The sequence below is a fragment of the Blastocatellia bacterium genome (genome assembly GCA_035275065.1).
Lineage (GTDB): Bacteria > Acidobacteriota > Blastocatellia > UBA7656 > UBA7656 > DATENM01.
The window spans coordinates 39,366-51,463 of the sequence record DATENM010000129.1; the positions used below are offsets into that span (position 1 = coordinate 39,366).

At 61.2% G+C, this 12,098-nt stretch carries 7 protein-coding genes; 1 reads left to right on the forward strand and 6 read right to left on the reverse strand.

Annotation, left to right across the window (positions count from 1 at the left end; genetic code table 11):
• Window positions 1–9: 9 nt before the first annotated feature.
• From VJ464_24240 to VJ464_24255, 4 genes are all read right to left on the reverse strand, one after another.
• The gene (locus tag VJ464_24240) at window positions 10–1,077 is read right to left on the reverse strand and encodes an LLM class flavin-dependent oxidoreductase (GenBank protein ID HKQ08257.1); all 1,068 of its coding nucleotides are present in this window, start codon (window positions 1,075–1,077) and stop codon (window positions 10–12) included.
• 62 nt (window positions 1,078–1,139) lie between these two features.
• Window positions 1,140–5,327: an amino acid adenylation domain-containing protein gene (locus VJ464_24245; protein ID HKQ08258.1), complete on the reverse strand. Its 4,188-nt coding sequence runs from the start codon at window positions 5,325–5,327 to the stop codon at window positions 1,140–1,142.
• A 52-nt stretch (window positions 5,328–5,379) separates the two neighbouring features.
• Window positions 5,380–6,558 carry a glycosyltransferase gene (locus tag VJ464_24250; GenBank protein HKQ08259.1) on the reverse strand — a complete coding sequence of 393 codons (1,179 nt, stop codon included), beginning with the start codon at window positions 6,556–6,558 and terminating at the stop codon, window positions 5,380–5,382.
• A 485-nt stretch (window positions 6,559–7,043) separates the two neighbouring features.
• Window positions 7,044–7,538 carry a helix-turn-helix domain-containing protein gene (locus tag VJ464_24255; GenBank protein HKQ08260.1) on the reverse strand — a complete coding sequence of 165 codons (495 nt, stop codon included), beginning with the start codon at window positions 7,536–7,538 and terminating at the stop codon, window positions 7,044–7,046.
• A gap of 453 nt (window positions 7,539–7,991) precedes the next feature.
• On the opposite strand from VJ464_24255, the gene VJ464_24260 reads away from it, so the two are divergent.
• Entirely contained in the window at window positions 7,992–9,764 is a 1,773-nt protein-coding gene (locus VJ464_24260) for a winged helix-turn-helix domain-containing protein (protein HKQ08261.1), read from the forward strand.
• An 8-nt stretch (window positions 9,765–9,772) separates the two neighbouring features.
• Here VJ464_24260 and VJ464_24265 read toward each other — a convergent pair whose 3' ends face one another.
• Window positions 9,773–10,600: an alpha/beta fold hydrolase gene (locus VJ464_24265; GenBank protein ID HKQ08262.1), complete on the reverse strand. Its 828-nt coding sequence runs from the start codon at window positions 10,598–10,600 to the stop codon at window positions 9,773–9,775.
• A gap of 32 nt (window positions 10,601–10,632) precedes the next feature.
• Complete coding sequence (locus VJ464_24270; GenBank protein HKQ08263.1) at window positions 10,633–12,063, reverse strand: condensation domain-containing protein; 1,431 nt, start codon at window positions 12,061–12,063, stop codon at window positions 10,633–10,635.
• Window positions 12,064–12,098: the final 35 nt, after the last annotated feature.

The following is a 12,098-nucleotide window of genomic DNA, read 5'->3' on the forward strand; positions in this document are numbered from 1 at the left end:
GACTGCCGTTCAGCCGGCGAAGGCGTCCGGCTCGACCGCCTCCCGCGGACGCGCCGCAAGAGCGCCGTCGCCGGAAAAGATGCGTTTGGCCGCCATCTCGAAAGCGACGTTGATGTGGTAGAACTCCTGCTCCTGCGGCGCGATCTCCAGGATGAACGTGCGTATGCCGCGCTCTATGAGGCGGACCAGGAGGCCGGCGACGTACTCGTAATCGCCGACGACGGTCGGACAGTCGGCCTTGAGGTTGCGAAAAGGCGTCAGCCAGTAATTCGGCGGCAGCGACCGCGGGTCGTCCGAGATGCCCTTCAGGTCCCGCTTCCAGACCGAATCGGTGTTGCCCATGGAGAAGTCGAGAACCTCGCGGCCCTCCTCATCCTCCGGGTAGAGGCGCTTTGCCGCCTCCCATGCCTCCGACTCTTTACCACGCGTCACGATGCCGAAGTGGATGCCGCGTTGACTGGTGACGGCTTGTTCAAGTTGCGGCTTGAGCATCTGCATCCCCGTGCCGCCGACCTCCGCACAGATCCGCTGCGCGGCTTCCGACTGCCCGGCGATCAGGAATCCGGGGAACAACTCTGCGGGGACGCTGGGCAGCAAAAACAGGTTGGAAACCTGGTAATATTTGCCGGAGAAGTTCACCAGGCCGGGGCCGCTTAATAGCAGGCTTACAATCTGCACGTACTCCTGAAGCCGCTCGTAACGCTCGTCGTGCGACAGCCCGTCGCCGAGGGCTTCCAGGTAAGACAGGGCCGTGCCCGTCACCAGATTTAAATAGACCTTCCTTTTATAAAGGTAGGCAAACGACGAGATCATCTTGGCGGCGGTAAACGGATGCATGTAGACCGGGTTGACCGCAATCAGCGGGCACAGCGTCTCGGTTTCGTTAAGTAACTGATGGGCGACGAGCCAGGGGTCTACATAGACATCATTGCCCGTGAAGATCAATACGCCCGTGCAATCGAACTTCTGGCTCAGGCGCGTGACGGTTTGAATATCTCGCCAATACAGCACCTGGTCCGTGGTGCGCGGGTTGATCGTAAAGACGTCGATAGGCCCGTCGGCCAAATTCATTCTCATAACGAAGTCCCTCGTTTCTGCCCGGTGGGGCGGCAAGGCGGCACCCGTGCGGCGGTGATCGTCTAGGTCGTTTCTGCGGCCGGCAGGAGTGCGGCGGCCTCTTCAAGACAGTCTCTCATCTGTTGGGCGAGCACGCGCACCTGCGGCTCTCGCATAACCGTCCAGTGCGGGCCGGCGATCTCGCGCAGGCTCAGCGGCTCACTGGAAAGGCGGCTCCAGGCGGCCTCCCTATCCGTCTCCGACTCGACCTGAAACAAGGTGATCTTGCCGGGATAGACCTTCGCCTCGTACTCGCCGAACGCCTTGATGCGCGACATATAGCCCTTCACATAGTTGCTCAGATAAGCCAGGCCGCTCTCCCGCTCAAGCCCCTCGGCGATAAGCCCCCAGCGCTGCAAGCGCTCCAGCGCGTGGCTGTAGAGTTCGACACGATTGAGCGACGCCAGCCCTTCTTCGCGGACAAAGAGGTCCCGTTCCTCGGCCGGGGCCAGAGCCTGCAAAGCCTTTAACAGGAAGACGGCCTCGTCCTCATGGCGCGGCTTCACGCGAGCCGACCACGGCGCGACCGAGTCGACGAGAGCCAGCAAGCCGACCGGCTGATTTTGGCGGGTCAGTTGTTGGGCCATTTCAAAGGCCACGGCGCCGCCCCAGGAGAATCCCCCCAGCCAGTAAGGCCCCGCGGGTTGAACTTCGCGGATGGCGTCGAGGTACCGAGTCGCCACTTCTTCCAGGGACCGGTTGTCGTCAACCGGCGCGGCCCCGAGAGGGGCTTGCAGCGCGTAGAAAGGCTGGTCGTCGCCGAGCAGCCGGGCGAGCTGGTAATACTCCAAGACCTCGCCGCCGATGGCGTGGACGAAGAATAGCGGCGGGCGGCTCCCCTCGCGGTGGAGTGCCACGAGTGGCGAATAACGGCGCGGTGTCACCTTCTCCTGCAACAGCTTCGCCAGGTTGGCGATATTCCCCTCCTGCATCAGGACGTTGAGGGTCAACCGCTGGCCGAATTGCTTTTCGATCTGGGAAGCCAGCCTGACCGCCGACATCGACGTGCCGCCGAGGCTGAAGAAATTATCCCTGACCCCTACAGATGCGACCCCGAGCACTTTTTCCCACATCTGCATGAGTTGCATCTCCAGCAGGGTGCGGGGGGCCGTCTCTTGCCCCGGCGCGGCGGTAGCGGCAGGGGCCATTTTCGCCAGGGCGATGCGATCCACCTTGCCGTTTGGCGTCAACGGCAGGCGCTCGACGATCACCAGGCCGGCAGGAACCATGTAGTCGGGCAACCGCTCCTTCAAATAGCTGATCAACGGCTTGTCGGCCAGCGCGACGCCTGGCCTGGCGACGACGTAGGCCCTTAACCTTGGGTCGCCGAGCTGGCTGTCGCCGGCAATCACCACCGCCTGCTCAACATCAGGGTGTTGGCTCAAGGCGGTTTCGATCTCGCCGAGCTCGATACGGAAGCCGCGTATCTTGACCTGAAAATCGCGGCGGCCGAGGTATTCGATTCCGCCATCCGGCAAGCAGCGCGCGATGTCCCCGGTTCGGTAAAGCCTGCCGCCGGCAACGCCGCCCAGGTGGTCCGGGACAAAGCGGTCTGCCGTCAGGTCGGGCTTACCCAGGTAGCCTCTGGCCGGCGCTAGCCCGCCGACGTAGAGCTCGCCGTGCGCGCCGAGAGGGCAGGGGTTGGCGTTGCGGTCCAGCAGGTAGACGCTCGTGCTCGAGATGGGATGGCCTATCGCCACGGGCGAGGTGCCGCCGCGCCATGTCTTGAGATTGAAGTAGGTGACATCAGCAGCAACTTCCGACGCCCCATACGAGTTCAATAGCTCTCTTCGTGGCAGCCGGTGCTGGAAGGCTTCGGCCAGATCGGGGCTGAAGTATTCGCCGCTGGTCACCCAGAACCTGAGGGCAGGAATCTGCGTTGCAAGCTCCTGGCCGCTTTCAAAAAGCATCCGCAACAAAGAAGGCACCAGGACGATGTGCGTCACTTGCCGGCTGCCCAGATTGCGAATCAGCCGCGTCGGGTCCTTGACCGCTTCTTCGGGGATGATACTCAGCCGCACCCCCTGAAGAAGCGGCCCCAGGGTTTCAAAGATTGAATCGACAAAGCTAATGATCGTCTTCTGGCAGCAGATGTCGCCTGGCTGAAACGGGTGTTCGGCCCACATCCATTCCAGCCGGTTCAGCGTCGCCGTGTGCGACGCGACGACACCTTTGGGCGTCCCCGTCGAGCCCGACGTGTAGATCACATAGGCCGCATTGTCACCCCCAGCCGGCGAATCGAGGTTCGATGAAGGCGCTTCGGAGATCAATTGCCAATCGGTGTCCAGGCAGATGGCCTGCGCACGTTCGGCGGGGATTCGTCCGGCCAGCCGCCGCAAGCTTAGGACGAGGGCCGCGCCGGAATCTTCAATCAGGAAGCGCAGCCGCTGGTCAGGCTGCGAAGGGTCCATAGGGATAAAGGCCGCGCCCGCTTTCAAGGTGCCGAGGATGGCGACCACTAGATCGACCGAGCGCGGCATACAAATGCCGACAAAGCTCTCGGCCCCCGCCTGGAACCCGCGCAGGTAGTTCGCCAGTTGATTGGCCCGCCGGTTCAGCTCGCCATAGGTCAACTGCCGCTCGTCATCTTCGATGGCAATCGCCTCGGGCGTCTGCGCCACCTGCGCCTCGAATACTTCACTCAAGCAACGGTCTCGCCGGTAAACGCCCACGGCCTGATTCCATTCGATCAACAGCCGGTGCTTCTCCGCTGCGGATAACACCTCGACGGCGACCAATGGCAGGTCGGGGTCGGCGACCGCCTGCGTCAACAAGGTCGCGTAGTGCCTGACCATGCGCTGGACGGTCGTGGCGTCGAACAGGTCGGTGTTGTATTCGAACGACACGCCGATCCGGTCCGGCATCTCGGCCATCGTCACGGTCAGGTCGAACTTGGCCTCATCAAACTTCGCCTGCTGCTTGCCGGCGAGGCCGCTGAAGCGCAATTCCGCAAAGGGCGAGGACTTCTTCTGGTCGGCGGCGGGCGGGGCGCTCGACATCGAGAACATGACCTGGAACAGCGGCGCGTAGCTCAGGCTACGCTCAGGCTTCAACTCCTCAATCAGTCGCTCGAAAGGCAAATCCTGATGCGCCTGCGCTCCCAGAAAGACCTCGCGCACATGGCCTATGGCCTCGCGGATCGTCATGTCGCTGGGAAGCTTCGACCGCATCACCACCGTGTTCAGGAAGAAGCCGATCAGCGGCTCCGTCTCGATGCGGCTGCGGCCCGCTAACACCGTGCCGACGGCGATATCTTGCTGCCCACTGTGGCGGCAGAGCAGGACCTTGAGCGCCGCCAGAAGGACGACGAACAGCGTCACCCCCTCGCGCTGGCTCAGGGCGCGGAGCCCTTCGGTCAGTTCCGCCGACAGCGTCAGCCCTTCAGTAGCCGCCCGGTAGGTGCGCCTGTCTGAGCGCCGCCGGTCGGTCGGCAAATCCAGGGCTTGGATGCCCTCCAGTTGTTGTTTCCAGTAGGCGAGCTCGCCGGCCAGCACGTCGCCCTGTAACCACTGCCGCTGCCAATGACTGTAGTCGGCAAACTGTATTGGCAAGTCGGCCATCGGCGACGGCATGCCCGTGCCATAGGTCTGGTAGAGCATTCCCAGTTCCCGCATAAATATCTCGCCCGACCACAGGTCAGAGACGATGTGGTGCATCGTCCGCAACACCGCATAGCATCGCTTATTCTTAATCAAGCTGACCCGCAAGAGCGAATCTTCGGCCAAATCGTAGGGCCGACGGGCCTCTTCTGCGGCCAGCCGGCGAGTGACGGCCTCCTGCTCAGGCTCGCTCAATCCTTCGAGATCAACGGTCGGCAGCGGCTGCTGTCGTGCGGCGGCAATCACCTGGACGGCTTGACCATCCTCGCTTACAAAGTTGGTGCGCAGGGATTCGTGCCGCCTGATAACCTCGTTAAGCGCCTGGCTCATCGCCGACACGTTGAGCCGCCCGCTGATCTGCCCGGCCAGCGATATGTTGTAAGTCACGCTGCCGGGATTTAACTGATCCCATATCCACAGCCGCTCCTGCGCAAACGAGAGCGGTATCGGCTGATCGGGCGGGCGCGGGGGGATACTGCCGGGGCGGGAATCCTCCGGCGCGGCGACTTGCAACCGGCCCAATAGCGCCGCCTGTTTTTCCGATGGCAGGCTGGCCCGCCGCATGGCGAGGCGGCCGCGGCGGCGCTCGATCTCCTCTCTTGCTGTCGTCATAAAGGTTCTCTGAATGGGCAGACGATGGGCGGCCTTCGTTTCTGCATCACCGTCAGTTTGCGGTGCGCCGCTTCGGCGAGAAGGCCGCGGCGGCCTCGTTCGCCGGCCCGGCCGCTTCAGGGCGTAGCTGGGAGAGTACCAGGCGGACGGCATCGGCTGCCGCTTCACGTTGCTTGAAGCATTCTCCCATTTGCCTGCACCGCGTCTGGAAAGAGGGGGTGCGTGCGATCTCGTCGATCATCGAATGGATCATCTCGACCGATATCTGATTGATGTTTCCCCGCAGCCCGAGTCCATGATGGACGACGCGAGCGGCGACCGCCGGGTGGTCGCGAATCAGCGGGAATACCAGCATGGGAACGCCATAGAAGATGCACTCCTTGACCGTGTTAAACCCGCCGTGTGTGATCATCAGCGTGGTTTTCTGTAAGACCTCTAGCTGCGGCGCGCGATTGACAAGGATGATGTTGGGCGCGACATCACCGAAGTCTTCGGGGTTCAAGTGCGCGCCAGTGGTCAGAACCAACTGCCAGTCCTGGCGCGCCGAGATGGCGTCGATGACGGTCTGTAAGACCTTCCGACCGCCGGTGATCAAATGGCTCTGGCTGCCCAGCGAGCAGTAGATCACCGGCCTGTGGAGGTCGAGCCGCTCCCAGGGGAAAGCGACGTCCCGCCGCTGCTGGTCAATGGAAGCCTCGACATAATGGCAGTTGTCTCGCATGCGGGCGCGCGGGAAGTCGAATTCCTGCGGACACAAAATCAGTTCCGGGACGTCCAGAAGCCGCCGGTAGTCTGCGGCTTTGCGCGCGTCTTCCCACGGGTCGTAAAACTGCGTGTTCAGAAAGACGCTGGCGAGCTTGAGCTGCTTGGACAGCAAGGCCACCATCGAAAGCAGCAAGTCGATGACCAGTACGTTTGGCCGCAGGCTGGTTACAGTCTGCGCCAATTCCGCCATCAGGTCAGCGGCCTGCCGCCCTCGCTGGGCGGCGGTTAGGATGGCCGCAAAAGGTTCGACCTCGCGGCTGGCGACGTGCTGACTGATGAACCCTTTCGCGATGGTGTCAGGAAACAGCGGTTGGAATTGGAACTGCTGAAGCCGCACGGGCGCTTCAAAATCCGAGATTCCCAGATAGGTGACCTCGTGGCCGAGCGCCTTTAATTGCCGGGCCAGCTTAAAGCTGGCGTACAGGTGCCCGGTTTCGGGGAACGGGATGAATACCATTCTTGCCATAAGATGGTCAGGGAATCTGGGTCCGCGTGGGAACTGCGCCCCGCGCAATCAAGCGCGACGCCGGGGCTCCAGGCGCGCGCCGAGTCAGGACTCAATGGGCCGGCGGTCGGCGACGGCCTCGGCGAAGCCGTTGCGCGCCTGGTCATCATTGGTGTGCGAAAGGAAGTTGAGGGCCAGCCGGCGACAGGCTACCGCATGTTGCACCGCCTCGCGTGCCGCTTTGCGTTTCGCGTTTCAGCCCTATCAAAGGTGAACAGGCTACCGCATGTTGCACCGTCTTGTGTGCCTGCCTTAAAGGGCTATGTATGGATGCTGACCGGGCGATACGGCCTGGGCGTCCGCCCGCAGCCGCGACTGAAGGGCCTGGTCCAGCGGCAATGAGCCGACCTTTACGATCACTCTGCCGCCAAAGAGAAAATAGCCAATCGCGAGTCGGAAGTCTTGAAGCCTACATCAATTTCCATTCAAAGTTTTTTAAACCTTCTTCATGCGTCTTTATCGCGACGCCGGGCAGGGTCGGGCCCGCTCGCGTGGCCTGCGGCATTTTGCTTTCGCGCCGATTTCGAGAGAAATCGGCTGAGTCCGTGCCGCCGGAGGCGCGCGGAGATTTGCTGCTGCGACAGGCGGACGCCGTACTCTGCAAGGACCTTTTCAGCCAGGGCCTTCAGCGTCCAGCGGCGGCCATCCGGGCGGCCTTCTTTGATGGCAGTCAGCAGCGCCGCCTCCTGCTCAGGGTTCAACTTTGCGGTGCGTCCGCCCGTATGCTTGTACTTTAGCGCTTCAGGCCCGGCAAGGTTGAATTGTTTGATCCAAGTGCGTACGGTTTTTGGCGAGCGGCCCAGAATGCGGGCGATTTCGGTCGGGGCCATCCCCTGGCCGCGTAAGTAGATAGACTTCAGGCGCTGGCGCGTCCTGCGGTCGGTCGCTTGCGAGCAGAGTTGCTCAAGGGCAGTGAGATCGTAGCGGTCTAGTCGTTTCATAGGCGCGCGCGTTCTGACCTCCGGCGACCGATCTGGCCGCGAAGTTGTTGTGATTTTTTAACAAGTAGTCGCTGTGCAGCTTACGGCCCATCTCAATCCTGAAATGCTCTTGTAGCGTCTGTGGGTTTACTGTAAAATGCGATTCGGTATACGCTTGAGAGGGGTAAGGATCGAACTCGCGGGCGGCGATACAGCCGGAATGTCTGGCATGATACGCTGCTTCCGAATTGATCAGGGCCAGTGAAGGTTGGGACTGATCTGGCGTCGTCCGGCTTGAAGGCAGTTACGCTTGGAGACGTCTCCACTGGCTTTAATCCTGGCATCGACAGAGCGGTAGGCCCATCACTACTGAGTATCCCCCCTGATTTAACTTATTGATAACCTCAGGCGTGTCCATCTTCTGCGTCCGGTTTAAATTTCTCAATTCTCGATTTAGCTATGCCAGGAGTATCTATGGTAAAGGCGGCGATTGAGTTTATCTACATAAAACAGATCTACCGATTCGGCCCGTTCACCCTCGACACCGGACAGCGCCTGCTGACGCGCGACGGTGGAGTCGTGCCGCTCACTCATAAAGCTTTTGAAACGCTCGCGCTGCTAGTTCAACACAATGGCCGCGTTCTTCAAAAAGAAGAGATGATGAAGAGCATCTGGCCCGACAGCTTTGTCGAAGAGGCCACGCTGGCACAGAATGTATTCATCCTCAGAAAGGTTCTGGGCGAAACCCCGCTCGGGACGCGTTACATCGAGACCGTGCCGAAGTACGGCTACCGCTTTGTCGCCGAGGTCGAAGAGGTCGCGCCGAGTCCCGGCGGACAGGTGACCGAAGCCCGAAACGGCAGCCGGACGGCCAAGTCTGTCGCCGTCCTGCCCTTCAAGGTGCTGACCAGCGACACCGGCAGCGAGTATTTCGGCATCGGCATGGCCGACGCCCTGATCACCCGTTTGAGCAACATTGAAGAGGTCACCGTCCGCCCGAGCAGCGCCATTTTGAAATACGACCGGCCGGATGTTGACCTCTGCGCCGCCGGCAGCGAGTTGAAGGTCCAGTTACTTCTGGACGGCATCATCCAGCGTTTCGGCGACCGCATTCGTGTCACAGTCCAACTGGTCAACACAGAAGACGGCGCGCCCCTGTGGGCGGGCAAGTTTGACGAGAAGGTCACCGACATCTTCGCCATTCAGGACATCATATCGGGGTTGGTTGTCGAAGCCCTGACCCTTAAGCTGACCAGCGCCCAACGGGTGCGGCTGACCAAGCACCACACCAAGAATTCGGAAGCTTATCGCTACTACCTCAAGGGCCGCTATCTTTGGAGCAAGTGGACGAAAGAGGGATTCAACAAAGGGATCGCCCTGTTCGAGCATGCCATCAAACTAGAGCCTGATTACGCCTTGCCTTATGCCGGCATCGCCGACACTTATATTTCCATGTGCTTCTATGGGCACATGCGCTCTTACGAGGCAATGACGAAAGTCAAAACCAAGGCCAGAAAAGCGTTGCAGCTCGACGACCAACTGGCCGAGGCGCGCTTGCCGCTGGCGGCTGCCCTATTCTTTTATGACTGGGACTGGGCGGGTGCCGAAGAAGAATTTAAGCGCGCCATCCAAGCCAACCCGAATTACGCCGCCGCGCACCAGTCATACGGCCTGTACCTGATCGCCATGAGCCGCTTCGACGAAGCTCTGGCGAGTATGCACAGGGCGCAGGAAATCGACCCGGTTTCCCCGCTCATCAAGACCACAATCGGCTTCCCCTACTACTACTCCGGCCAATACGAGCAGGCCATCAGGCAGTACCACGAAGCGCTGGAGGAAGACCCGTCCTTCGGCCTGACCCGTGTGGCGCTGGCCGATGTCTACACGCGATTGGGGAGCTATGAGCAGGCCATCGAGAGTTACGAGCAGGGGCTGGCGATGTGGGAAGAAAAATCGGTCCTGCCATACCTGGGTCATGTTTACGGCTTGTCAAACCGGCGGCAGCAGGCTCTCGACGTCCTCAATAAGCTGAAGCGGCTGTCCGGCCAGGAGTATATTTCGCCCTTCTCTATGGCGGTCGTTTGCGCCGGCCTCGGTGAGGCCGACGAGATGTTCGACTGGCTTGAAAAGGCTTACGAGGAGCGTTCCAACAAGCTCGTCTTTCTCGACGTTCAACCGGTCTTTTACCCGTTTCGCGGCGACGCGCGCTTCATCGACCTGCTGCGGCGCATCGGGTATGAGCCTTGAGCAATGGCTCAGAGGGGCTGTGCCAGCCGCATGAGTTCTTCAGACAGCGCCTTCAAGACCTCGGTTTCGGCGCTGTGAATAAAGAAGTGGTCGCCGCCGAACAGGCGCAGCGCGAATCGCCCGGTCGTCTCTTCCCGCCATGCGTCCAGGTCTTCGCCCGTCACTTGCTGGTCGTCAAGTCCGCCGAAGGCGCTGATCGCACAATCCAGCGGCGGCTCTGGCTCATAGCAATAGCTCGCACACAGCGCCAGGTCGGCCTTTAGCGCCGGCAGCATTAATTGCACGAGCGCCGCCATGTCCGGCGTCAACCGGCTCATCTGGTTGAGACGTTGCACCTCGTCGAGAAACTGAAGCGGCTGCTGATTCTGTACCGAGTCAGGCCAGCGCAGGCGACGCGGCGCGCCCGCCGCCGAGATGAACAACTGGGCCGGTCGCAGGCCATAAGCCCTGCGGAGGTGTCGGGCAAGTTCAAAACAGATCAACCCGCCCATGCTGTGCCCCCAGAAGGCGGCGGGGCGATCTAAATAAGGGAGCAATGGACGCTCAAGCGCCTGCACCAACTGCGACAAGCGGTCAAAGGGCGTCTCCTGGAGGCGGCGCTCCCGCCCGGGCAGATGCACCAGACATAGTTCGACCTGATCAGGCAAGCGGCTCGCCCATCTGTAATATACGTTACTTCCTCCGCCCGCGTAGGGGAAGCAGAACAAGCGCAGCGCGGCGGCCGGGTTTGGCTTCGGGAAGCTAATCCAGGCGTGGGAAACCGATCCTTCTGTCCTATTGAAGAATGTCATAAAACCTACACCGACATGGTTGGGCGCTGCGCCGCCGCTCTTCACGTCAGGGACGGGCGTCGTCCGGCTGGCGCGTGTCAAACGGCCAGTGGCGGCATATTCATAATCCGACAGTCGAGGTCTGCAAGCATCACCTCGATGAGCTTCTGGTAGCCGGCGGCCATCTGAGTTATCTCCTCTTGGTCGAATAAGCCGCTGTCGTATTCGATCCTGCCTTCGATGACCCGCTCCGTTTCTCTCAGGACAAGGGCCAGATGGCCATGACATGCGCCGGTCTCCGGCTCTTCTTCGAGGATCTTCAGGTCGCCGGCCTGGTACGTCAATGCTTCGGCATCTTCCATAGCGAAGGTCACATCGAGGGGGCAATCCACCGCGGGGTCGGCGACAACCCATTCGCGGGGGATTTCCTGGTGCTCAAAGGCTTCGATCAGGCTCTCCTTCAGCCTGCGAAATATGACGCGAAAGCTGGGATTGCCGCTCAGGTCGAGCTTGATCAGCAGGAGGTTGGAGAGCGGCCCGACCAGGGATCGCAGTTCGGTGCGGTTGCGGTTCGCGACCATCGTGCCGACGGCCACCTCTTCCTGCCCGCTGTAGCGGCTGAGCAGCACCTGCCAGCCGGTGAGGAGGATCATGTAGGGAGTCAGGCCCTCGCGGCGGCCCGTCCGTCGAACATGCCGGCTCGCCGCCTCGCCGAGGTTCACTTTATGCCGCTTTACTGACCCGCTCACCGCCTCTCGACCGCCGCGCGCGCTCAAGCGCCCGTGCGGCAATCCCCCTGCCGGTTGTTGCCGCCAATACTCAAGGTCCAGATCGAAGTCGCCGGCCTCGAAGCGGCTCCTCTGCCACATCGCAAAATCGCCGTAGCCGACCTCCAGTTCGTTCAAGCTGCAAGGGACCCCCGCCGTGATCGATTCGTATGATCGGCTCAGTTCATCCACCAGGATCTTCTTCGACCAGTCGTCGCAGATGATCTGATGCAGGGTCAGCATCAACAATTGCTCATGCGAGCTCAACGCGATGAGGCGGCTGCTGAACAGCGGCAGTCGCTCAAGGGCAAAGACCATGTCGGCCTGCTCGCCGCACAGCCGCTCGCAGTTAGTGACCTGCGCGGAGGCCGGCAGGCGGCTTAAATCGGCGAGGCTGACTTCCAGGTTCACAGACGCCGCGGCCTGCTGAACTAGAAGGCCGTCGCTCTCGACAAACCTCGTGCGCAGAAGTTCATGCCGCCTGACCAGGCTGTTGAGGGCCTCGTCCAGGGCCGTGACATTGAGAGACCCTGAGAGGCGAAGCCTTACCACTTCATTCTGGCCGATGCGGCGCGGGTCAGCATGCCAGGCTTTCCAGAGGCGCTCCTGCGCCGGCGTCAGCCGGCAGGGTTCAGCCGCGCTCCGGTTCGGAATCGGCAGCCGGGGAGGCAGGGCGATCCCACTGTCCCTGAGCAATTGTTCAAACAGCCGCTGTTTTTCAACCGAGAACGGTTGTATCTTGCTTTTAGAAGAGTCTTTCATCAACCAAATCAGCGGGGCATCTGATTTCAGACCAT